Origin of the sequence: Chryseobacterium gambrini (assembly GCF_027920505.1) — a bacterium.
GTDB lineage: Bacteria > Bacteroidota > Bacteroidia > Flavobacteriales > Weeksellaceae > Chryseobacterium > Chryseobacterium gambrini.
Genome location: NZ_CP115857.1, coordinates 524,860 through 548,788 on the forward strand (window position 1 = coordinate 524,860; position 23,929 = coordinate 548,788).

Below are 23,929 nucleotides of genomic sequence, written 5' to 3' on the forward strand. Positions count from 1 at the left end.
ATTATTTTCCGATAATAACTTTTCTTACCGCTTTTTGGTCTTTTGTTTTAATCGTTGCGATATACGTTCCGTTTGTTAATCCTGAAACATTTACCTTAGTTTCGTTTTCCTTATTTAAAATAAGTCTTCCGTTCATATCCGAAATTTCTAGACTGAAGTTTTTAACATCTTTTGGAAGCTCAATATTTAAAAAGTCTTTTGTCGGGTTGGGATAGACTTTTACAGATTCTAAATGATTTACCGCTTTTTCGTCCGTAGCCAGTAAACTTGTAGAGGCTGTTGCAAAATGCTGTAAAGCTCCTACAGCCGCCTTTCCTACGTTGAAAACATAAGTGGGGTCTACATTGGCAAAAGTATCGTTTACGGTATGTTCATTATAACTTCTTACCGTTTCGTAAAAGCCTGTAATAATGTCTCCTTTTGCTTCAAAAGGCATATAATCGGAAGAGTAGGCGTTCGACATTACCGTCTGTAATGGTGAATACAGCGTTGTACATGCTGCAAGCTGCTGTGTAACGGAAAGAGAAGCTGCATTGTTTCCTGTTTGTCCGCTTTGGTCACTTTCACAATTGATGGCAACATTAGAATTGCCTATTTTTCCACCTACCTGATCTAAATTAAAAACCAGTTTGATGTTTAACTGACGGACACTGTTCTGGAAAACCACACTGTTTACATAATGTGCACTTCCCTGTAATCCCTGTTCTTCACCGGAAAAATGGATAAATTTAATAGAATACTCTGTCGGAATGTCTTTTAAAATTCTTGCCGCTTCCAGGATAATAGAAGTTCCGCTTCCGTTATCGCTTACTCCGGGACCGGTAATCGTGTCGTAATGCCCACAAATAATAACGTACGTATTCGGATAAACGGTTCCTGTTTTGGTAATAATTAAATTTTTAGAACTTGTAGAACTTCCGAAAGTAAACGGATCTTCTACGATCTGACTTGCTGTATAACCGTAAGACTGATATTTTGCTTTAAGCCAGTTCAGAGCATTGGTATTGGCAGTAGAACCCGTTGTTTTTACGCCAAGATTCCCAAATTCCTGAAGTAACGTTGTTATATTGGACTGGGTAACCAAATTGGCTCTGTTCTGATAAGCCTGAATAAAACTTTGAGCCTGAAATGCATATGTTCCTAATGAAAACAGCAGAAGAGTAGTTATTTTTTTCACTTTAAAGGAAAATTTTATAAATTTAATAATATTACGCAAATGTAAATAATAAAAAAATCCCAAGCAAAAAACCTGGGACTTATATTGATAACAAAAATTTTACATTATTTTACTTGATCTACAACTGCTTTGAAAGCTTCAGGGTGATTCATTGCTAAATCTGCTAAAACTTTTCTGTTAAGCTCAATGTTGTTCTTTTTAAGAGCCCCCATAAACTGAGAGTAAGACATTCCGTGCTCTCTGGTTCCCGCGTTGATACGAGTGATCCAAAGTGCTCTGAAGTTTCTTTTCTTCTCTTTTCTACCACGGTAAGCATATTGCATTGCTTTTTCTACCGCGTTTTTAGCTACCGTCCAAACGTTCTTTCTTCTTCCGAAATAACCTTTAGCGTGCTTAAAAATTTTCTTTCTTCTAGCTCTTGAAGCTACCGAATTTACTGATCTTGGCATAATTTAAATTGTTTTTTTGAAATGTGCGGTAATTATTTCATTACTCTTAGCGGCTCCATTTCAGGGTTAAAATGTTGAATTTGTTTGAATTCTTATAAACCGACTATAGATTTATAAAAACTACTTAATTGCTAATTGACGCAATACGCTTTTCTCGTCCACAGCAGCAACGTAAGAAGTCGTAGTAAGATTTCTCTTCTGCTTCGTTTCTTTCTTCGTTAAGATGTGGCTTTTGTAAGCGTTCTTTCTTTTGATCTTACCAGATCCGGTAAGAGCAAAACGTTTCTTAGCACCTGATTTCGTTTTTAATTTTGGCATTGTTTTGCTTTTTATTGTTTTGTTATCAATATCTGTTTTGGCTATTTCCGATTGCCCGGAATAATAGTCTGCAAAATTACAGAAAAATTTCGAGATTTGAAAAAGATTTTTTGAATAGAATAGGGAAGTGTATGAAGCTTTATATATTACCGTTTTGTGAGATAAATTTTATTTGAAGCTGTTTCCTGCTTTCCACTGTATCTTTTTGGTTGCGGACTCCGCTTAGCTCCGCCCGCAACCAAAAAGGATGTCGTTCCAATCAGGGCTAGAGTGGCAGTTCCCAATATAAATAGTAAACGAATATCCATAATATCTGTCATACTGAAAGCATCTAAACACAGTATTTCAATGTATTGTTGGTATCCTTTCAGGATGACAAACTTTGTAAATATTTTTGAATAAAAATTACTGAAAAGTTCCGGCAAAGCCGCTTGAAATAAAAAACAGCAACCATAATACTCTGATTGCTGCTTTTACTTATATGTATTATGTATGTCGAAAAAATTAAGCCTCAATAAACTCCAGAAGATCTTTATTAATCGTTTGATGTTCAGTAGTAGGCATTCCGTGAGGGAATCCCGGATAAGTAATCAGCTTACCGTTTTTCAATAGTTTAGCAGATTTTATAGCGGAATTTTCAATAGGCACAATCTGGTCGTCTTCACCGTGCAGCAACAGTACCGGAATATCAACAGCTTTCAGGTCTTCTGTAAAATCTGTCTCAGAAAAAGCTTTGATTCCGTCATAATGAGCCACAATTCCTCCCATCATTCCCTGTCTCCACCAGTTGGTCTGTACACCTTGCTTCACTACGGCACCTTCTCTGTTGTAACCGTAGAAAGGAACCGTTAAATCCATAAAAAACTGATTTCTGTTATTTAAAGTCTGATCTCTGATGTTGTCAAAAACCTCCATCGGAACGCCATCCGGATTGTTTTCGCTTTTTACCATTACCGGAGGAACAGCGCTTATCAATACTGCTTTTTTTGCTCTTCCGTTGGCATATTTGTTTACATAGCGGATCACTTCACCACCTCCTGTAGAATGTCCGATATGGATAACATCTTTCAGATCCAGAAATTCTACCAATTCTGCGGCATCAGAAGCATATTGTTCAATCGTATGATTATAAATATTCTGGCTGGAACGTCCGTGACCTCTTCTGTCGTGAGCAATTACCCTGTAACCTCTCTGCAAAAAGAAGATCACCTGTGCATCCCAGTCATCAGAAGATAAAGGCCATCCATGGTGAAACATCAATACTGGTCCTTCTCCCTGATCTTTATAAAAAATTTCTGTTCCGTCTTTTAATTTTAATGTACTCATTGCTTTGTTGTTTAATTTGTTATTCAATTTTAATTCTTAAATAAGTTGACTGTTGTCTTATTTTCTAAAGCAAATGTAGTAGTAAATTAAATGAATAATCTTGATCTATGTTAAAAATTAAAAAATATTTAATAATTAATGTAAATTTTATAACATAACTTTAATCTGATTCATTAAAATTAAATTGCTATAAAAGCAAAAGCCTCAAAAATAATTTGAGGCTGTATATTTTAGTTTCAGATCCGTAGATCCGGCTGTAGATTATTTAGCTGGTTTTTTAGGACTCATCATCATAATCATTCTTTTTCCTTCAAGCTTAGGAAGCTGGTCTACTTTCCCAACGTGCTCCAATTCCTGAGCAAGTTTTAAAAGTAAGATTTCTCCCTGGTCTTTAAAGATAATCGAACGTCCTTTAAAAAATACGTAGGTCTTTAATTTTGAACCTTCTTCAAGGAATTTCTCAGCATGTTTCTTTTTGAATTCGTAATCGTGCTCATCTGTCTGAGGTCCGAAACGGATTTCTTTCACAACTACTTTTACCTGCTTAGCTTTTAATTCCTTCTGCTTTTTCTTTTGCTCGTATAAGAACTTTTTATAGTCCAGAATCCTTGCAATAAACGGTTCAGCCTTATCGGAGATTACTACAAGATCCAATTCCTGCTCCTGCGCAATCTGTCTTGCCTTATCAGTAGGATAAACTCCCGGCTCTACGTTATCGCCCACCAAACGAAGCTCTCTCACACGAATTTTATCGTTGATCAAGTGTGCGTCCTCCTGTACCGGACGTCTCTGTGGGCCCCTGTTGTTAAATCTTTGTGCTATTGTATTATAATTTTATTGGTTAACTTCTATTTTTATCAATCATTCTGAATAAAAAGTAATTTTCAGTTATTCAGAATCATATTCTTTCAGATTTAAGCGTTAAACTCAAATCCTGTTTTTGACTGTTCTTTAAAATAAGCAACGAAATCTTCGATCTTCATTACTCCTAAATCGCCTTCGCTACGTCTTCTTACAGAAATTGTGCCATCCTTTTCTTCATTTTCTCCCACTACAATCATGAATGGAATCTTCTTTAATTCGGCATCGCGGATCTTTTTACCCGTCTTTTCGTTTCTGTCGTCAATTAATCCGCTAATATCGTGATTTTCCAGTAATTGAGAAACTTTTTTAGCATAATCTACGTATTTTTCACTGATCGGAAGAATGATAAACTGATCAGGAGCCAGCCACAATGGGAAATCTCCCGCTGTATTTTCAATAAGAATCGCAATGAATCTCTCCATAGAACCAAACGGCGCTCTGTGAATCATTACCGGTCTGTGCTTTTCGCCATCGCTTCCTGTGTACCAAAGATCGAATCTTTCCGGTAAGTTATAATCCACCTGAATCGTTCCAAGCTGCCATTTTCTGCCTAAAGCATCTTTCACCATGAAATCCAGTTTAGGACCGTAGAAAGCGGCTTCGCCATATTCAGTTACTGTATTCAATCCTTTTTCCGTTGCTGCTGTTACGATTGCATTTTCTGCTTTCTCCCAGTTTTCGTCGGTTCCGATGTATTTTTCTTTATTTTCAGGATCTCTTAAAGAAATCTGCGCAGTAAAATCAGCAAAACCTAATGAACCGAAAACATATAGAACCAAATCAATTGTTTTCTTAAATTCATCCATTAACTGATCCGGAGTACAGAACAAATGCGCATCATCCTGAGTAAATCCGCGAACTCTCGTTAAACCGTGAAGCTCACCACTTTGCTCATATCTGTAAACGGTACCGAATTCTGCATATCTTTTAGGCAGATCTCTGTAGCTCCATTGTGAAGTTTTGTAAATTTCACAGTGATGCGGACAGTTCATCGGCTTCAGCATGAATTCTTCTCCTTCATTCGGTGTTTTAATCGGCTGGAAGCTGTCGGCTCCGTATTTATCCCAGTGACCGGAAGTTACATACAATTCCTTCGCACCGATATGCGGAGAAATTACAAATTCGTAACCTGCTTTTTTCTGAGCTTCAGAAAGGAAATTCTCTAATTTTTTTCTTAAAGCAGCTCCTTTTGGCAACCATAAAGGTAATCCCTGACCTACTTTTTCAGAGAAAGCGAAAATTCCAAGTTCTTTACCCAGTTTTCTGTGGTCTCTTTTTTTAGCTTCCTCTAAAAGTTCAAGATATTCTGTTAAATCTTTCTGTTTTGGGAAAGAAATACCATAAACTCTTGTTAACTGAGGATTTTTTTCATTTCCTCTCCAGTATGCTCCGGCAGCATTTAAAATCTTCATTGCCTTTACAATACTTGTGTTCGGAATGTGTCCTCCACGACAAAGATCTGTAAAGTTATCATGCGTTACGAAAGTGATTTCTCCATCATTAAGATTAGAGATCAGTTCCACTTTATAAGGATTGTCTGCATACACTTTTAAAGCTTCTTCTTTAGAAACCGGATATAAAGAGAATGTAGATCCTTTTTTAGCATTTTCCAAAACCTTCTTTTCGATCTTTTCGAAATCTTTATCAGATAAACTTTCGTCCCCGAAATCTACGTCATAATAGAATCCTTTTTCGATGGCAGGACCAATGGTTAACTTAGCATTAGGATAAAACTCAAGGATTGCCTGCGCCAAAAGGTGGGCAGAAGAATGCCAGAAAGCTTTCTTTCCAAGATCATCATTCCAGGTAAGCAATTGTACCGTAGCATCCGTGGTTATAGGTGTGGTCGTCTCTACTTGTTTGTCGTTTACAACTGCGGAAATGGTATTTCTAGCCAATCCCTCGCTTATAGATTTTGCCACATCTAGCGGAGTAACTCCCGCCTCGAATTCTCTGACACTATTGTCTGGAAGTGTAATTTTTATCATTGTTTACTAAGAAATTTTAAGATGCAAAAATACGGATTTTTTATTTAAAATACTACTTTCACGCATTTTTGAGACGAGATTTAATACGAAAAATCTCAGAATACCGTTATAAATAATTAACGTTTAACCAACGGTCTAATTATGAATAGGTTAAATTATGACTGATGCTTTCTTTTGTACCGTACTTTTTCTTTAATAATCTCAATAACATCCACATTTCTCACTTTAGACTGTACCCAACCGTGAATATCTATATACAGCAAAGACCTTCTGTAGTATTCATTTTCAGAAAAAAGAGTTAATTTTTCATCAAATTTTTTGAAAGATTCCAATTGTTTGTCTGGTGTTATATTATTCAGATTTTTGAAAAAATGAATGCTTTCAAAATGAAATTCATCCGGTTTTTTCATCTTTTTGGTGAATTTTAAAGTTGCTTTTATAAATTCATCATAATCTTCATCGTTTCCGGATTCGTGTTTCGCCATCAGAATCAAAATTCGGGTGTGGAACAGTAAATCTTCCTGAACATTTCCCTTCGATTCGATCACTTTTAATGAATAACTGATGGATTCCTCAAATTTTTTGCTTCCAAAAAACATCGCTGCCATTTTTAAATAAAGAATCATAAAATGATGCTCATCAATTTTATCACGGAGCTTTTCCATTTTCAGCTCGATTTCAGGAATTAATTTCGAGCCGGAAAAGAATTCACCTTTCACAAAGTGAATGTTCATTAAAGTATTGTAATGCGTCAGAAAAATAAGTGATTGCAGGTTTTCATTTTGAGCAAAACTTGAAGAATGAACCACTTCATTAAAATCCTTAAAACTTTCCTCAAGAATATCAATATTTCCGTAAAGGAATAAGATTTTCAGCAGGTAGGTATTTCCTTTGATGTACCAAACGGGATGACTCACGATCATTTCAGGATTTTTGTGAAATAAATCCACCCATTGAAAAGCATATTTCAACGTATATTTATATTCCTGAAGCAATTGGTTTTTCCAGACGTGCGCTTTAAAATACCATAATTTCTCCGTAAAATTCAGCTTTTCAAAATTGATTTTCTGAATCTGCGCATTGAAAATTTTCATAATTTCCGCACGGTCTTCATCGTTTTTTACATAACCTTTTGTAAGCATTTCGCTGTACAGTTTCAGCGAAAGATTGGATAATTCTGTCGCATAATGATTCTGTTTGCTGATTTCTGTAGACTGTCTGATCAGTTCATCGGCTCGACCTTCAATACTTCGGGTAATGAACTGGGATTCAATTACTTTTTCCAGATCAATAATTTCCGAAGCAATACTTTTTTCATCCAATTCTAAAGCAGTCTGTTTTGCTTTGTCTAAAATTTTTAAAGCCTGTTTATAGAGCCCTTTTTGGTATAAAATATTCGCAAAATCAAGCTGTTCACGCAGTTGAATTCTGTAATTCTGATGACTTGGGTTCATTCGTAAACTCACCAGAATCTGCTTGTAAAGATGCGCTTTCAGGTTCGATAACTGCTGTTTTGTCGAAATTTTTTTGTTGATGATGATATGTTCATCGTATTCCTTCATCTTATCCAGTTCTGAAAAAAGAAGAAGAAATTTGGCATCCGCATTAATTCCGAGACGATTTACATACAAGGTGAATTGCCTTTTTTCTGAAGTTGTCAGAGATTTAATGAGTACGAATAAAAAATCTTTATGCAATTCTGCCATTGTAAATTTTTAAAATTTAAAATAATGATAATCAAATAATTGAAATTAAAATACAATATTTTGAGTATTGTATTTTTTATAAAAACTGAAAATGAATAAACGTTTCATCTTTCTAGTTTTGAATCAAAATTAAGTAAAAACTTCATTATGAAATCCGAAAAAGTCGAAATTTTTGATACAACCCTGCGTGATGGAGAGCAGGTTCCCGGCTGTAAGTTAAATACCGAGCAAAAATTAATTATAGCCGAAAAACTGGATGAACTGGGAGTGGATGTCATTGAAGCCGGTTTCCCGATTTCCAGTCCCGGAGATTTTCATTCGGTTTCGGAGATTTCAAAATTAGTAAAAAATGCGAAAGTCTGCGGATTGACGAGAGCCAATCAGAAAGATATTGATACCGCAGCCGAAGCATTAAAATACGCCAAAAGACCGAGAATTCATACCGGAATCGGAACTTCGGATTCTCATATCAGATTTAAATTCAATTCAAACAGGGAAGATATTGTTGAAAGAGCGGTTCAGGCGGTAAAATATGCCAAATCGTATGTGGAAGATGTAGAATTTTATGCGGAAGATGCAGGAAGAACAGACAACGATTATCTGGCAAGAGTTTGCGAAGAAGTGATAAAAGCAGGGGCAACCGTGCTTAATATTCCGGACACAACGGGATATTGTCTTCCTGAAGAGTACGGTGCAAAAATAAAATACCTGAAAGAAAATGTAAAAGGCATTGATCGCGTGATCTTATCCTGTCACTGCCACAACGATCTGGGAATGGCAACCGCCAATTCTATTGCAGGAGTCATCAACGGAGCAAGACAGATAGAATGCACCATCAACGGATTGGGAGAAAGAGCCGGAAACACAGCACTGGAAGAAGTGGTGATGATTTTAAAACAGCATCCATATTTAGAATTATATACTGACGTTCAGTCCAAAATGCTCAATCCTATGAGTGTTTTGGTTTCTGAATTGATGGGAATGCCGGTTCAGCCGAACAAAGCGATTGTGGGAGCGAATGCTTTTGCGCACAGTTCCGGAATTCATCAGGACGGAGTCATTAAAAACAGGGAAACTTACGAAATTATTGATCCTGCGGAAGTGGGCGTGAATGCTTCTACCATTGTTTTAACAGCAAGAAGCGGACGTTCTGCTTTGGCATACAGATTTAAGCATATCGGTTTTGAAGTTACTAAAAATGAACTGGATTTTCTGTATCAGGAATTTTTGAAAATTGCTGACGGTAAGAAAGAAGTCAATAATGACGATTTAAGTTCAATGATCGAAAAAGTGACAAGAAAAATAGGATAAAAGAATTGATTGTCCATTACATAAATTAGAATGAATACAAAAAAGACATTGTTTGATAAAGTCTGGGATGCGCACGTTGTAGAGACGATTTCGGACGGACCTCAGATTATTTATATTGATAAACATCTCATCCATGAAGTAACCAGTCCACAGGCTTTTGCGGAACTGGAAGCGAGAAATCTGGAAGTTTTCAGACCGAAACAGGTTGTAGCGACTGCGGATCATAATGTTCCGACTTTGGATCAGGATCAGCCGATTCGCGATGCATCCTCCAGAAATCAGGTGGAGCAGTTAACGGAAAACTGTAGGAAAAACAACATAGAATTGTATGGTTTAGGACATCAATATCAGGGAATTGTTCACATCATTGCTCCGGAATTAGGCGTTACACAGCCTGGAATGAGCATCGTTTGCGGAGACAGCCATACTTCTACACACGGCGCTTTCGGCTCGATTGCTTTCGGGATAGGAACAAGTCAGGTGGCGCAGGTTTTTGCGAGCCAGTGTTTACTGCTGAATAAGCCCAAATCGATGAGAATTACCGTAAATGGTGAGTTAAATAAAAATGTTCAGCCCAAAGATGTGATTTTGTATATTATTTCAAAAGTGGGAACCGACGGCGGAACAGGGTATTTCTGCGAATATGCCGGAAATGTCTTCGAAGAAATGTCGATGGAAGGCAGAATGACGGTTTGTAATATGAGCATCGAAATGGGCGCTCGAGGAGGAATGATTGCTCCCGATGAAACAACTTTTGAGTACGTAAAAGAAAGAACTTTCGCACCGAAAGGCGAGGAATGGGAAGAAAAACTGGAATACTGGAAAACTTTGAAAACCGATGAAGGAGCAGTTTTTGATGCGGAATTTTCTTTCGATGCTTCGGAAATTTATCCGATGGTAACGTATGGAACCAATCCGGGAATGGGAATTTCCATCAGTCAGAATATCCCGAATCCTCAGAACGAATCTGAAGAGAAGGCTTTAAAATATATGGGTTTGAAAGCGGGACAGGCTCTTTCTGATATTAAAGTGAATTATGTTTTTATCGGAAGCTGTACGAATGCGAGAATTGAAGATTTCCGTTCTGCGGCAAATTATGTTAAAGGAAAAAGGAAGTCAGATCATGTTCATGCGTGGCTTGTTCCGGGTTCTCAACAGGTTGCGAAACAGATTTTTGAAGAAGGTTTAGATACGGTTTTTAATGAAGCGGGTTTCCAGATCAGACAACCGGGATGTTCGGCGTGTTTAGCGATGAATGACGATAAAATTCCGGAAGGGGAATATTGTGTTTCCACTTCGAACAGGAATTTTGAGGGAAGACAGGGACAAGGTGCGAGAACGATTCTGGCAAGTCCGTTAACGGCTGCAAAAGTTGCTGTGGAAGGAAGAATTTCCGTCTTTGAAAACTGATGGAGATGAATTTACTTAAAACTTGTCTAATTTTTTTTACCACAAAAGACGCAAAAGATTTAAACACTTTAGTTTTTTAGGCTTAATACTTAAACGGAAAAAAGAGCACATAAGTTTAAAAGTGAATTGTCAATAGTGAATTGTCAATAGTGAATAGTGAATTTTAGAAATTGACTGTTGACTCACAAAGTGAAATTAACCATTCACTTTTTTAGCCCCGATAGAAACGGTTACCCCGGAGCAAGCGAAGGCAAAAGCAAGGGAGCGAGGAGTATGAGTGGATAGCGGGAAATAGCTCCTGAAAAAGAAAAAAACAATAATTAAAACTATTTTGGCTCAAAAAAAATGCAAAAATTAGTCATTATACAATCCAGAGCAATTCCTTTGCCTGTAGAAAATATAGATACGGATCAGATTATTCCGGCGAGATTTTTAAAAAGTATTGATAAAAAAGGTTTTGGCGAAAATCTTTTCAGAGACTGGAGATACGATGTTCATACGAATGAACCGAATCCTGATTTTGTCCTGAATAACGCAAAATACAGCGGTGAAATTCTGGTTGCCGGAAACAATTTCGGTTGCGGAAGCAGTCGCGAACACGCTGCATGGTCTTTAACGGATTATGGCTTTAAGGTGGTTGTTTCAAGTTTTTTTGCGGATATTTTTAAGGGCAATGCTTTAAACAACGGATTATTGCCTGTAAAAGTTTCTGAGGAATTTTTAAAAGAAATTTTAACTGGAATCACTGAAAATCCCGAAAAAGAAATTTTGGTAGATGTTGAAAAACAAACCATTACCTTTAATGATAAGACGGAAGGTTTTGAAATAGATTCTTATAAAAAAATATGTCTGCTGAATGGGTATGATGATATTGATTTTTTAATCAGCAGAAAACAGGCGATTGAACAATTCGAACTAAAAACACAAAAAGTGTATGAAAACTAATTTTAAAATTGCAGTGCTTTCGGGAGACGGAATCGGGCCGGAAGTGGTTGCAGAAAGTATTAAAATTTTAGATTCCATTGCGGAAGCATTCCAATATCAGTTTGATTTTAAATACGGATTGATGGGAGCGGAAGCGATTTATAAGACTGGAAATCCTTTGCCGGATGAAACACTGGAGATCTGCAAAGCGTCTGATGCGGTGCTTTTCGGGGCGATCGGAGATCCTTCTTTTGATAATAATCCGGATGCCAAAGTACGTCCGGAACAAGGGTTGTTAAAACTTCGTAAAGAATTAGGGCTTTTTGCGAATATCCGACCTTTGAAAACATATGCTTCTTTAATTGAGAAAAGTCCTTTGAAAAGGGAAATTATTGAAGGAACAGATATTCAGATTTTCAGGGAACTGGTGAGTGGAATTTATTTTGGCGAAAAATTTACGGATGAGGAAGCGGGTTATGCGTATGATATCTGCAAATACAACCGTGATGAAATCGCACCGATTGTTCACATGGCTTTTCAGGAGGCTCAGAAAAGGAGAAAAAAGTTAACTTTAATTGATAAGGCGAACGTTTTGGATACTTCAAGATTATGGAGAAAGGTCTGCAAAGAAATTGCTTCAGAGTATCCTGATGTAGCACTTGATTTTATGTTTGTAGATAATGCGGCGATGCAGTTAATTTTAAATCCGAAACATTTTGACGTGATTGTTACCGAAAATATGTTCGGAGATATTATTTCGGATGAAGCGAGTGTAATCGGCGGTTCTATCGGTTTGCTTCCTTCGGCTTCCATTGGAAATAAAAATGCTTTGTTTGAGCCTATTCACGGTTCTTATCCGCAGGCAAAAGGAAAAGGAATTGCAAATCCTGTTGCTTCTATTTTAAGTACGGCAATGATGCTGGATTATTTACAGCTTGAACAGGCAGCAGAAAAATTGAGACAATCTGTAGAATATGCCATTGAGAATAAATACGTTACGGTGGATCTTAATTCTGAACAGCCTTATTCCACAAGCGAAGTGGGAAGTTTTATCGCAGATTATATTAAATATTCCGAGAAATCGTATTACAATTTTGAAAATGTAAAGCTCGGAAAATCAACTATTGTTTAAAAATATGTCAGTTTTGCTTCGTAAGTCAACAGCCAAATAGTTACGGTAGTTGACAAGCGGGGCAGATTGACAGTTGTAGTTCATATTACCTATTTGATTTTTATTTGTTTTTTTTCTAAAAAAGGTTCCGCTCACTGAGCAGAACCTTTTTATTTTTCGTCGGTATTATCCGTTTTTCCGGATTTGTTGTTTTGAGAAGATTTCTGAACATCTTCCTTATCTACATCGGACGGATTTGTTTTTTCTGATGAAGCAGGAATGTCGGGGAAATCCTGATTTTGCTTTTTGGTTTCCGCAGAATTTGCAGATTCCTGTTTTTCTTTTTCTTCTGAATGCATAACTTTAAATTTTATAGTCCTAAAATGCCCAGCTTTCCGGTCTGGTCTTCTATGGTATAATTCAAAGCCTTTGCCAAAACAAAAATATTATTAAGATTTTCCATTAGCTGTTGTCTTCCTTCCGTTCTCAGCTTGTTCTGATCGATGGATTTTACAGCGGTATCTTTCGCTTTCTGCGTTACGTTTTTAATGTCTTTTTCAGAAATTCTGTTGAAAAAAGAATCGTCCATCGACTGGATTTCCACACTTGGCGTAATTCTGATGTCTGCATCGGGCAGTTCGGTGATCACTAATTTTTTATTGATCGAATCTACCTCCATTTTCATCTTGTTAAGATCATAAGAAACCTGTGCGTTAGTTTTTGTATACGTAATGATGCTGTTGCTGGAAACTTCTTTGCCTAAAAATTCATAGCCCATTTTGGTTTTCTGAATGGAAGAAGTGTTCTGCTCAAGAACGACCATTTTGTTCATTTTCGAAATCTGATTGGTCAGAATATAATAATCTGATTTCTCGGTTTTTTCACTAAGACTGAAGCATGATCTGAAACTGAAAAACAAAATCGTCATCAGTACAACACCAGCCAAAAACGGAACTAAAACTTTAATATTTCTCAAACCTTATTTACCAAAAATTTCTTTAATTACAGAACTGTCATCTTTTTTCAGAATTTCCACCAAATCTCTTTCGATGTATCCTGATGTAGGCATTTCGATAATTCTTCCCAATTCTTTTCCGTATTTCTGAACAATAATCGTAGGAACTTTCTGGATGTTGAAAAGACTTTCTTCGCCGTTCGGAGATTCCTTTTTACGGTTTACCGCAATAATGGTGAGTTTGCCTTCCGGATATTTTACCTCTTCAAGGATTTTCATGAGTCTCGGAAAATCTCTGTGAGAATCTTCGCACCATGTTCCCATGAAAACAGTAATGTTATACGTGTTAATCTTTCCTTTTTTAAGCTCTCCGATGGCTTTCTGATCCAAAGCATATTCATCATGCTCTTTCACATACCAGTCGGAATAGGGAGCTTCAAGAAATTTACTTTTAAGCTGATTTCCCAAAAGCATTTTTCCGTCGGCAGTGGTTTCAACCTCACGTCCTACAACCACTTTCTGTGCAGTAAGCTGTTGAGTTGCCATGAATAGAGCTGAAACAGCCATACAATTCGTAACAAATTTTTTCATACTATTTTTCAATAATTGTCTTTAAATCGGCAGGAGAGTAGTATTTGTTTTTCAGGACTTTATGATCTGCCTGTCTGTACACATTAAATTTCTCGCCGGATTTTTCATAAAATGATTCTACGTCTTTTGCTTTGTAAAATTCAACGGTTTCCTGTGCCTGTTCTTCATTATCGCAGGCTTTCGACATATTGGAACGCTGAACTTCGTTGAACAACTCTACAAATTTGTTGCCAAGTCCGAATTCCAGAACCGCTCCGCTTAAAACATACTGCAAATCGCATAAAGCATCTGCAATTTCTACAATATTATTATCTGTAATTGCCTGTTTCAGTTCATTCAGTTCTTCCTGAAGAAGTTCAACTCTCAGGTTGCATCTTTCCGGTGAAGGAATTTGAGGAGTATCTAAAATAGGGGCTTTAAACGTGGTGTGGAATTCTGCTACCTGGTTCAGACTATCAATTTTATCCATGAATATTTTTTATTTAGGCAAAGATAAAAAAATGCCATCTTTTAAAGACAGCATTTATAAAATTAAAATGTTTTTATAGTACTTTACTATTCAGCATATGTTCAAAATGTCCTGCTTAAAAATAATTTATGGTTCCAGCATCGGTGTATGGGTTGCGTAATTTAATTTGTATATGACCTGAATTTTTAGGTTTCTTCTTTCTTCTTGCAATTGAGAACTTGAGCAAATATAGTCGTTCTTATAAAAGATTCTTATTGCTTTTATAGTGCCTTTTGCTGAAGCAGGCATATTTTTAACAATTTTTGAATATACGTTTTGGACAACTATAGAAGCTTTGTCATTATCCATGTAATTGTCAAATGTAAAAGTTATAAAGGGAACAATGTTGCCATTATCATCTGGAGCAGTGGGTTTGCCTTCAGTAAAAGTAAATTCCTTGTAAAAATTATTTTCAAAGTAAGAACCTGCTGGAGGGGTATTATTATTAAAGAGTGTTTGTTGAACTATGATACCTCGATTATTTAAATAGTTAATTATTAATTCCGGTAGAGAAGTTGTATCTGGAGATGTCAAAAGTGGATCATACTTAGTATTTACTTTAATATTTGGATTAATAATAGCCGAAGGTAAATTATCAATTGGGAAAATTGCTTCGCCAATCTCACATTCTGAATTGTAAGGCAGAAAATCAATGTTTTGTGCTCCAATGTCTCCACTGCGGGACGAGGTAGTTTTCGAAGAAGAATAAGACTGTTCGGTTATGCCTAAATTTTCATTTTCACGATTGCAAGAAAAGAGGGTAGCCAGACCTAAGATCAATAATGTTTTTTTCATGGGTATTTTTTTTAATTATTTGAGACAAAAATACGCTCAAAAGATTTTAATTAATATCCCATAATTATGGTATATTTTGTATCAATTGTTTTAGAATTACACTTATTAGTTTTTAAATATAAAAAAGGCTGTCCGTTTCCGGACAGCCTTTTACCTCAAAGTTTAATTGAGTGAAGCAATTAGTTTTTGATGAATCTCTTAGAGACTTCTCCAATCTGGATCATGTAAGCACCTTTAATAAGACCGCTTACATTTACCGCGCCTCTTTCAAGTTTTCCTGAATTGATTAGTTTTCCACCCATGTCGAAGATTTTATACTCTTCGTTCGTTGTATTTGAAATATTTAAAATATCTTTTGCAGGATTCGGATACACTCGGATATCTGTAATCATATCTTTTGTATCTAAAATATTTTCTCTTCCTGATGATACAATATTTAAAGTATAATCTTCTACCTGACCGTACGTATACGTTCCACAAGAAGATGTAGGTACAGAGCTGTACTGCATCATCACTCTCATTCTTGTAGTTCCTACGGTTGCTGTTGAAGGAATCGTGATAGATCCTGTTACCGGACTTGTGGTAGATCCTGTTTTAGACCAAGCCAATTCTCCGCTGTCTGCGAAATCTCCGTCTCTGTTATAATCAATATAAACAGCATAAGCTTCATTATATTTGGTTGATGTCCAAACCGGAGTGATGGAAAGTGAGTAAGCAGAACCTCTTGTTACATTCGTAGAAACTGAAGTGAAGTTTTCGTAACCTGCCGTTCCTGTTGAAGTATTGTTAATACTTCCAAATGTTACATTTCCTATTCTTTCATCAGCAGTATTATTCGCTGAAGCAGAACAGTAAGAAACTGCTGTTCCTGCTAAAGTGGTTACAGAAACCGTGTTGCTGGAAACCGAAGCATTTCCTGCTGCATCTTTAGCTCTAACAGTAAAGCTGTATGTAGTAGAAGGAGATAAACTGGATACCGTATAAGAAGTAGAAGCGGTAGAGCCTATTAATGAAGCGCCCTGATAAACATCATAGCCTGTAACCCCTACGTTATCTGTTGCTCCGGACCATGAAAGATTGGTACTTGTAGAAGTTGTTCCTGAAGCTGCAAGAGTAGGAGCAGTAGGAGCAGTCGTATCGGAAGTTCCGGAACCTGCATTTACCGTAATGTTGGCATTATTCACATCAAAGAAAATGTGGTTGGAACCTTTTACCATAATTCTTCCTGTTGTGGTAGACGTATTCGGGATGGTTACCGCCTGTGTTCCGTCGTTTGGAGTTCCCGCCAATAGAGTAGTCCATGTATTTCCTCCGTCCGTAGACCAAAGAATATCTACGTTGGCTGCATTTACACCATTCGCTGTTGTTCCTGCCACATTCCATGTTACGGTTTGGGAAGTTCCTCCTGTAACGGTTGTTGCGGTATTTTGAGAGCTTACACTGAAAGGTCCTGCTGTTCCGTTTACCGTGATCACTGCATCATCCGAGTTATTTCCGGAACCTCCGGCTCTGTTGTCGCGAACTGTAAATCTGAAATTGTACGTTCTTGCTACATTGGATAGTGCTTCAACAGTAATCTCAGATCCTGCTGTTGTGGTAGCTCCTGCCAAAACTGAAGCCATTCTTGGGAAGTATCTTACCGGGGTAGTTTGTGGCGTCCATGATCTGAACGTTGGTCCTGTTGCTTTTGTAGCACTTGCCGCAGAACTTGCTCCGGTTTGTGAAGAGGATGCATTGTCCATTTGTTCCCAGATGTACGTTAAAGAATCTCCGTTTGCATCTGTTCCTGATCCTGTTAACATAAACGGTGTTCCTTTCGGAATGGTATAGTCTAAACCTGCATTTGCCGTAGGAATAGAATTTCCTGTACTTGTGCTTGTAGGGCAGGTTTTAGCTTTGATATTATTGGTAATCTGCTGAATGCTGATTGCGTGGAAGAAAGCATCCGAATGCGGCTGAATATCCTGAGAAGTAATTCCCGCATATCCCATAATCGTTGATCCTGATCCCGGTTCCATATTCGCTCCCGTTCCTTCGTTATTCATAGAGAAGGTGTGGTTTCCGCCGAACTGATGCCCTAATTCGTGTGCTACATAGTCGATATCGAAATTATCTCCTGAAGGAATTGCATCTGCTGGAGAAGTATAACCGCTTCCTTTGGAGCCATTGGTACAAACGCAGCCGATGCATCCTGCATTTCCGCCACCTCCAGAAGCTCCGAATAAGTGACCGACGTCATAATTTGCTTCACCAATAACCGAAGTTAATGTAGACTGAAGCTGTGAGTTCCAGTTGCTTAAGCTGGAAGCAGGAGAATAAGGGTCTGTAGAAGCATTGGTATAGATTACTGAATCGTTATTTGCGATTAAAACCATTCTCGCTGCAAAATCTTTTTCAAAAACACCGTTTACGCGGGTCATTGTGTTATTCATTGCTGCTAAAGCATTGGCTTTTGTTCCTCCGAAATACGTTGCGTATTCCCCGGTACAGGAAAGTGCTAATCTGAATGTTCTCAGTTTTGCATCATCGGCATTTGGTCTTGCCACCAGATTGGTTGTATTTGCAAAGCCTTTTTGCGCAACGTCGATTACGGTACATTCAAACTTGCTTAAATCGTCTTTTTTATCAGATTTTTTATAAACAACATAGGTTGAAAGATCTTTTGAATAAGGCTCGATGAAAACCGCTGATTTATCTCCATAAATTTCCATGGATGATAACCCCAGAGGTGAAACGCTAAAATAAACAGTGGAACCTGAGTCTCCTAATCCTTCACCGATATACGATTTGATGTCCGGATATTTTGCTGCCAGTTGAGGATCGAAATTAGAATTTTCTCTTACTTTAAAATTTTCCATTTTTCCCTCAGAATTCGGGAAAGAGATAATAATTTCAGACTTTTCTCCTGCAGCTAGTCTTTTGGGAGCTTTTGCAAGAGCATTTTTTAAACCATTAATATCCAGATTGTAGATTTTCGGATTGTTAATAGTTAATTTGTTTTCAAAAATTTCAGTAGCTGATTTTCCTGACGTTTCAGACCAAAGTCGGTCGGTCTGAGCGAATGAAATACCTGATGCAAGCATTCCAATCACCAATAGTTGTTTTCTCATACAAGTTTTCTATTTGATTGTGGAATATCAAAGCTAATAAAAAATATGTTATGAAAAATAAAATTTTTTAAGAAAAATTTAGATAATTCATTTAAATAATTATGCGATACATTAAATGTCAATATTTGGTGAATTTCTCAAAAAAAGAAAATAGCACCCGCAAAATACGGATGCTATTGAATTATTAATCGGATAATTCTAATTTTTAAAACTGATCATCTGCAGTCGGTCCGTACAATCCCGGAACTTTATTTCCTGTAGATCTTAAATACACAACCAGTTCTCCGCGATGATGGTACAAATGATTATACAAAAACGAACGGATTACCTGTATTTTCGGCATTGGCGGAAAGATTGAATTTCCTCCGGTTTCCATTCTCCATTCGTTCATCATGGTGTTTTCGTCCCAACTTTCAATGGCTTTCTGGGCTTTCGCAACATTTTCTTCAAATTTGGCAACAATGTTTTCCGCTTTGGAAATATCGCCTTTATCATATTGATATGTCCCCATATCGAATACATCCTGATTGAATGTTCCTTCGTACCAGTTGTAAACTTCGGCTACGTGGGAAGCCAACTGTGCTGTTGTCCAGTTAATTTCAGACGGCTTGTAATCCAAAGCGCTGTCCGGAATTGCCTGTAAAAGTTTTCGGGTATTTTCTGCTTCATGCAAAAATTCACCTAATAATGCCTGTTTAATCATTTGTTGATGTTTTTTTGAAATAATTTAGTTAAAATTTATTTTGTAATATCTCTGCCGATAACCAGTCTCTGGATCTCTGAAGTTCCTTCTCCGATGGTGCAAAGTTTAGAATCTCTGTAGAATTTTTCTACCGGGAAATCTTTTGTATATCCGTATCCTCCGAAAATCTGTACTGCATTGTTTGAAATTCTTACGCAGGCTTCAGAAGCATATAGTTTTGCCATTGCTCCTTCTTTTGTCATTTTTTGCTTAGCGTTTTTCAACGTTGAAGCTCTTTGGATCAATAGTTCCGCTGCATCAATTTCTGTTGCCATATCCGCTAACATGAAGTTAACTGCCTGAAATTCTGAAATGGATTTTCCGAACTGCTGTCTTTCTTTAGCATATTTTAAAGCAGCTTTGTAAGCTCCTCTCGCAGTTCCTAAACTTAAAGCGGCGATAGAAATTCTTCCTCCGTCAAGAATTTTCATTGCCTGTTTGAAACCTTCACCTACTTCACCTAATCTGTGAGAATCCGGTACGCGAACGTTATCAAAGATTAATTCAGCGGTTTCAGAAGCTCTCATTCCCAGCTTATTTTCTTTTTTACCGGAAGAAAAACCGGGCATTCCTTTTTCTAAAACGAAAGCGGTAGAATTATTTTTAGCTCCTTTTTCACCTGTTCTTGTCATTACAACAGCGATGTCTCCTGAAATAGCGTGGGTAATGAAGTTTTTTGCCCCGTTAATGATCCATTCGTCTCCATCCTTCACTGCAGTGGTAGACATTCCTCCTGAATCTGAACCTGTATTGTGTTCTGTAAGTCCCCAAGCTCCGATTACTTTACCGGAAGCCAACTGAGGAAGCCATTTGTTTCTCTGCTCTTCGTTTCCGAATTCATAAATGTGGTTGGTACAAAGCGAATTGTGTGCTGCCACAGAAAGACCGATGGATGGGTCTACCTGCGAAATCTCGTCCAAAATCGTTACATATTCATGATAACCAAGACCTGAACCTCCGTACTGCTCCGGAATAACAATCCCCATGAAGCCCATTTCTCCTAACTCATGAAATAGATCTTTGGGAAAAGTCTGGCTTTCGTCCCACTCCATAATATTAGGTCTGATATTCTTTTCAGCAAATTCTCTTGCCGTTTCCGCTATCATTTTGATGTTGTCAATAGTCTCTGTATTCATATAGATATCTGTATTTATATAGATAATAGTTAGTTCCCAAAGATAATTAAATTGCCGTAACGCCCAAAAAAATTATTTAACCCATAAGATGATCGTTCCAAAAATCTAGTTTTCAATTTTTTATATTCTTAAAATTAATGATATTTTAATAAAATTTTCCGAACTTTAAGCAGATTAATTTACTATTTTAGCCACCCAATTTTTAAAGCATGAAAAAATTTCTACTGCCTATTATTATGATTTCATCCTATTTTGCAGCTCAGGCTCCTGCAGGATATTACGATGGAACCACAGGTTTGACGGGTTACGCCTTAAAGTCGAAGCTCCATGATATCATCTCGGCGAAAAATATAAACTGGCATTATGGTGATCTTACCAATTATTATAATCAGACAGATTTAGATAAATATTACGATTACGGACCAAGCAATACGACAATTCTGCTCGATATGTATTCTGAAATTCCTACAGGTCCGGATGCTTATGAGTATACAACGGCAAATATTATCGGGAGTGCTTCGGCGGAAGGACAGGGCTGGAACCGTGAACATATGATGCCGCAAAGTACTTTTTACAGCAATTATCCGATGTATTCTGATCTGTTTTATGTGGTTCCTACGGATGCAAGAATCAATCAGCTGAGAAGCAATTATCCTTACGGAATTGTAGGTTCTACGATTTATTATACGTTTACCAACAGTTCGAGAATAGGGAATTGTGCGATTCCGGGAATTACTTATACAGGAAGAGTGTATGAGCCAATTAATGAATTTAAAGGGGATGTTGCGAGAAGTCTGCTGTACTTTGCAGTACGGTATGAAGGCAAATTAGGAACGTTTAATTTTAATAATAACGCCAATCCGGCTTCCGATACCAATCCTTTGGACGGAACGGAAGAAAGGGCTTTTGATCCTGCTTATTTCGCCATGCTGCTTCAGTGGCATCAGCAAGATCCTGTTTCTCAAAGGGAGATCGACAGAAACAATGCGGTTTATGGGATACAGAAAAACAGGAATCCTTTTATTGATAATCCTTCGTGGGTAAATACGATATGGGGACAGACTCCAGATGCAGTGGCACCGCAAACTCCCACAAATTTAACAGTAGCGCAAAACAGTGCTTATTTTACAACACTAAGCTGGACTCCAAGTACGAGTACGGATGTAATCGGGTATAAAATTTATCAGAACGGAACGTTGGTAGGCGCAACAAAGAATTCAACGTTCACGGCAGATCATCTTACGCCTTCTACAGCGTATACGTTTACGGTGAAAGCTTATGACAACGGATACTTGCTTTCTCCGGACAGTAATACCGCTTCTGTTACCACTTTAGCTTCAGATGTTTATGCCAAAGATTTAATGGTAACAAAATATCTTGAAGGAACTTCGAACAATAAAGGAATTGAAATCACCAATAAAACAGGACACCCTGTAAATTTAAGCGACTACAGACTGTCCATTCAGTTTACCAGCGGAACAAATTATTATTTTGTGGATCCTTATGAGCTGGAAGGAACTGTTCAGAATAACGAAACTTTTGTGGTGTTGAATCCGGATGCCAATTTCTCCTGCTACACGATCAATCAGGCAAAGTTTGTAACGGCGGCTCCGCAGATGACGTATTCCGGAAGTCAGTATCTCGAACTGAGGTACAAGTCTTCAACCGTTGATGCCATAGGCGTTTCGGGGACAAATAATTCTTCGGTTTTGGGGAATGTGTCTTTATACAGAAAATCCAACATCGCCCAGCCGACAACTACTTTTAATATTTCGGAATGGGATTCTTACGCAAGTAATTACTGCCAGAGTTTAGGAACCTTGGCAACCACAGAAGCGATTGTTGCCCAGAATAATGAATTTAAAATTTATCCGAATCCTGTAAACGATCATGTTTTCGTAAGTGGGAAAACAGAAAATATAAAAACAGCACAGATTTTAGATCTATCAGGGAAAGTGATTTATACTGAACAAAATCCATTTAAGAACAAAAAAGGCATTTCTGTTCAAAATTTATCTACAGGTACATATTTATTGAAAATTGATGATAAAATCTATCAGTTTATCAAAAAGTAAGCACTTGATTTCCTGAAAAGAGAAAATAAATATAAAATCGATATAAGCAGATTCACTAATAATCATTATCTATAAGTGTTTCTGCTTATATTTTTTATTTATAAGTAATAATGCTTATATTTGCAGAATGATAGCGGTCATTACCGGAGATATTATAAATTCGCAGCACGCGGAAACAGAGGTTTGGATCACCAAGCTTAAAAATCTTCTCGAACATTGGGGAAGCGCTCCCGGTACATGGGAAATCTACAGAGGAGACGAATTTCAGTTCAAATGTAAGATAGATGAAGTATTCTGGCGTTTTCTCGCCATAAAATCACTTATAAAAAGTCAGGAAAATTTAGACGTAAGAATTGCCATAGGTATTGGCGAAGAAAATTTTTCATCTGAAAAAATCACCGAATCCAACGGAACGGCTTATGTGCATTCCGGAAGACTTCTGAACGATCTGAAAAATGACGGACATACCGTTTCCATTAAAACATCCAATGATTCCGTAGACCGGGACCTTAATATTCTGCTGAAATGGTCTTCTAAAGATTTTGATTCCTGGACGGTTGCCAATGCAGAAATTATTCATGAGATGATTATGAATAAAGACATCACGCAGGAAGATCTTGCGAAAAAGTTTGCCATCTCGCAATCTTCTGTAAGCCAGAGACTGAAGCGTGCAAACTATGAACTGATCGTAGAAACCAATCAATATTTCAGAAAAAAAATATCCGAACTGTAAGCATGGTTTTTATTCAGCTCATATTGGCGCATTTATTTGGAGACTTTATTCTTCAGCCAAATTCATGGGTTGCAGAGAAGGAAAGCAAAAAGCTGAAAAGCAGATATTTGTACCTTCATGTTCTCATCCACACCATTCTGAGTTTTATTTTCCTCTGGAATACTCAACTTTGGTGGGTCGCCGTTTTGGTGGGATTCTCCCATTTCATTATTGATGCTGCAAAACTGAGTTTTCAGACCGCAAAATCTAAAAAATCATGGTTTTTTACCGATCAGGCTTTGCATATTGCTGTGATTGCAGGAGTTTCCTTTTATTTCAATGAATTTAATTTTGACTTTTTAAAAAATCAGGAAATTTTAAAAATCATCATGGCAGCTTTGTTTTTAACGACACCGGCTTCCATTTTTATCAAGATATTATTGTCTTCGTGGACTCCGGTTCCCGAAACTCAGAATAACATACAAACCGAATCTTTATCGAGCGCCGGAAAATATATCGGGATTTTAGAACGTTTATTGGTTTTCACCTTTATTGTGGTTAATCATTGGGAAGGCGTAGGTTTTATGGTCGCTGCAAAATCTGTTTTCAGATTCAGTGATCTTGCTCAGGCAAAGCAGAGGAAATTAACCGAATACGTTCTCATTGGAACGCTTCTGAGCTTTGGAATGGCAGTTTTAACAGGAATTTTAATTAAGTAATA

Annotated in this window: 22 protein-coding genes; 7 read left to right on the top strand and 15 right to left on the bottom strand. The window is 37.2% G+C overall.

Features of this window, described 5'->3' with window-relative positions:
* Nucleotide 1: 1 nt before the first annotated feature.
* The 7 genes from PFY09_RS02280 to PFY09_RS02310 form a co-directional block, all read right to left on the bottom strand.
* Nucleotides 2–1,177, bottom strand: coding sequence for a M28 family peptidase (locus PFY09_RS02280; protein WP_271161278.1), 1,176 nt, complete (start codon nt 1,175–1,177; stop codon nt 2–4).
* Nucleotides 1,178–1,281: 104 nt separating this feature from the next.
* On the bottom strand, nt 1,282–1,626 hold the full coding sequence (gene rplT, locus PFY09_RS02285) for a 50S ribosomal protein L20 (RefSeq protein ID WP_029293267.1): 345 nt from the start codon (nt 1,624–1,626) through the stop codon (nt 1,282–1,284).
* A gap of 120 nt (nt 1,627–1,746) precedes the next feature.
* Nucleotides 1,747–1,944, bottom strand: coding sequence for a 50S ribosomal protein L35 (rpmI, locus tag PFY09_RS02290; protein WP_076390550.1), 198 nt, complete (start codon nt 1,942–1,944; stop codon nt 1,747–1,749).
* A gap of 504 nt (nt 1,945–2,448) precedes the next feature.
* A complete protein-coding gene (locus tag PFY09_RS02295) occupies nt 2,449–3,270 on the bottom strand; it encodes an alpha/beta fold hydrolase (RefSeq protein WP_185204507.1) in 822 nt (273 codons plus the stop codon).
* A 261-nt stretch (nt 3,271–3,531) separates the two neighbouring features.
* On the bottom strand, nt 3,532–4,032 hold the full coding sequence (gene infC / locus PFY09_RS02300; RefSeq protein ID WP_175608770.1) for a translation initiation factor IF-3: 501 nt from the start codon (nt 4,030–4,032) through the stop codon (nt 3,532–3,534).
* Between the two features lie 152 nt (nt 4,033–4,184).
* Nucleotides 4,185–6,122, bottom strand: a complete 1,938-nt coding sequence (gene thrS / locus PFY09_RS02305) for a threonine--tRNA ligase (RefSeq protein ID WP_087710108.1) — start codon at nt 6,120–6,122, stop codon at nt 4,185–4,187.
* A 155-nt stretch (nt 6,123–6,277) separates the two neighbouring features.
* On the bottom strand, nt 6,278–7,828 hold the full coding sequence (locus tag PFY09_RS02310; protein WP_271161279.1) for a hypothetical protein: 1,551 nt from the start codon (nt 7,826–7,828) through the stop codon (nt 6,278–6,280).
* 147 nt (nt 7,829–7,975) lie between these two features.
* Here PFY09_RS02310 and PFY09_RS02315 point away from each other — a divergent pair, with 147 nt between their 5' ends.
* From PFY09_RS02315 to leuB, 4 genes are all read left to right on the top strand, one after another.
* Nucleotides 7,976–9,139, top strand: coding sequence for a 2-isopropylmalate synthase (locus tag PFY09_RS02315; RefSeq protein ID WP_076390256.1), 1,164 nt, complete (start codon nt 7,976–7,978; stop codon nt 9,137–9,139).
* A gap of 30 nt (nt 9,140–9,169) precedes the next feature.
* Nucleotides 9,170–10,549: a 3-isopropylmalate dehydratase large subunit gene (leuC, locus tag PFY09_RS02320; RefSeq protein ID WP_271161280.1), complete on the top strand. Its 1,380-nt coding sequence runs from the start codon at nt 9,170–9,172 to the stop codon at nt 10,547–10,549.
* A 345-nt stretch (nt 10,550–10,894) separates the two neighbouring features.
* Complete coding sequence (gene leuD / locus PFY09_RS02325) at nt 10,895–11,494, top strand: 3-isopropylmalate dehydratase small subunit (protein ID WP_271161281.1); 600 nt, start codon at nt 10,895–10,897, stop codon at nt 11,492–11,494.
* Nucleotides 11,484–12,605, top strand: a complete 1,122-nt coding sequence (leuB, locus tag PFY09_RS02330) for a 3-isopropylmalate dehydrogenase (RefSeq protein ID WP_271161282.1) — start codon at nt 11,484–11,486, stop codon at nt 12,603–12,605. The genes leuD and leuB overlap by 11 nt, the downstream gene beginning before the upstream one ends.
* A 149-nt stretch (nt 12,606–12,754) precedes the next feature.
* Here leuB and PFY09_RS02335 read toward each other — a convergent pair whose 3' ends face one another.
* The 8 genes from PFY09_RS02335 to PFY09_RS02370 form a co-directional block, all read right to left on the bottom strand.
* On the bottom strand, nt 12,755–12,943 hold the full coding sequence (locus PFY09_RS02335) for a hypothetical protein (protein WP_087710119.1): 189 nt from the start codon (nt 12,941–12,943) through the stop codon (nt 12,755–12,757).
* Between the two features lie 11 nt (nt 12,944–12,954).
* Entirely contained in the window at nt 12,955–13,560 is a 606-nt protein-coding gene (locus PFY09_RS02340; protein WP_256037898.1) for a DUF4230 domain-containing protein, read from the bottom strand.
* A 3-nt stretch (nt 13,561–13,563) separates the two neighbouring features.
* Complete coding sequence (locus tag PFY09_RS02345; protein ID WP_271161283.1) at nt 13,564–14,130, bottom strand: TlpA family protein disulfide reductase; 567 nt, start codon at nt 14,128–14,130, stop codon at nt 13,564–13,566.
* A gap of 1 nt (nt 14,131) precedes the next feature.
* Complete coding sequence (locus PFY09_RS02350; protein ID WP_271161284.1) at nt 14,132–14,599, bottom strand: nucleoside triphosphate pyrophosphohydrolase family protein; 468 nt, start codon at nt 14,597–14,599, stop codon at nt 14,132–14,134.
* Between the two features lie 126 nt (nt 14,600–14,725).
* On the bottom strand, nt 14,726–15,433 hold the full coding sequence (locus PFY09_RS02355) for a hypothetical protein (protein WP_256037897.1): 708 nt from the start codon (nt 15,431–15,433) through the stop codon (nt 14,726–14,728).
* A 179-nt stretch (nt 15,434–15,612) separates the two neighbouring features.
* On the bottom strand, nt 15,613–18,543 hold the full coding sequence (locus tag PFY09_RS02360) for a zinc-dependent metalloprotease (protein WP_271161285.1): 2,931 nt from the start codon (nt 18,541–18,543) through the stop codon (nt 15,613–15,615).
* A gap of 205 nt (nt 18,544–18,748) precedes the next feature.
* Nucleotides 18,749–19,246: a DinB family protein gene (locus tag PFY09_RS02365; protein ID WP_256037895.1), complete on the bottom strand. Its 498-nt coding sequence runs from the start codon at nt 19,244–19,246 to the stop codon at nt 18,749–18,751.
* Nucleotides 19,247–19,281: 35 nt separating this feature from the next.
* The gene (locus PFY09_RS02370; RefSeq protein WP_076390246.1) at nt 19,282–20,421 is read right to left on the bottom strand and encodes an acyl-CoA dehydrogenase family protein; all 1,140 of its coding nucleotides are present in this window, start codon (nt 20,419–20,421) and stop codon (nt 19,282–19,284) included.
* A 209-nt stretch (nt 20,422–20,630) separates the two neighbouring features.
* On the opposite strand from PFY09_RS02370, the gene PFY09_RS02375 reads away from it, so the two are divergent.
* The 3 genes from PFY09_RS02375 (at nt 20,631) to PFY09_RS02385 (ending at nt 23,927) form a co-directional block, all read left to right on the top strand.
* The gene (locus tag PFY09_RS02375; RefSeq protein WP_271161286.1) at nt 20,631–22,496 is read left to right on the top strand and encodes an endonuclease; all 1,866 of its coding nucleotides are present in this window, start codon (nt 20,631–20,633) and stop codon (nt 22,494–22,496) included.
* Nucleotides 22,497–22,623: 127 nt separating this feature from the next.
* A complete protein-coding gene (locus tag PFY09_RS02380; protein WP_076390244.1) occupies nt 22,624–23,229 on the top strand; it encodes a SatD family protein in 606 nt (201 codons plus the stop codon).
* A 2-nt stretch (nt 23,230–23,231) separates the two neighbouring features.
* Nucleotides 23,232–23,927 (top strand): DUF3307 domain-containing protein, encoded by a 696-nt coding sequence (locus PFY09_RS02385; protein ID WP_271161287.1) that lies wholly within the window; start codon nt 23,232–23,234, stop codon nt 23,925–23,927.
* Nucleotides 23,928–23,929: the final 2 nt, after the last annotated feature.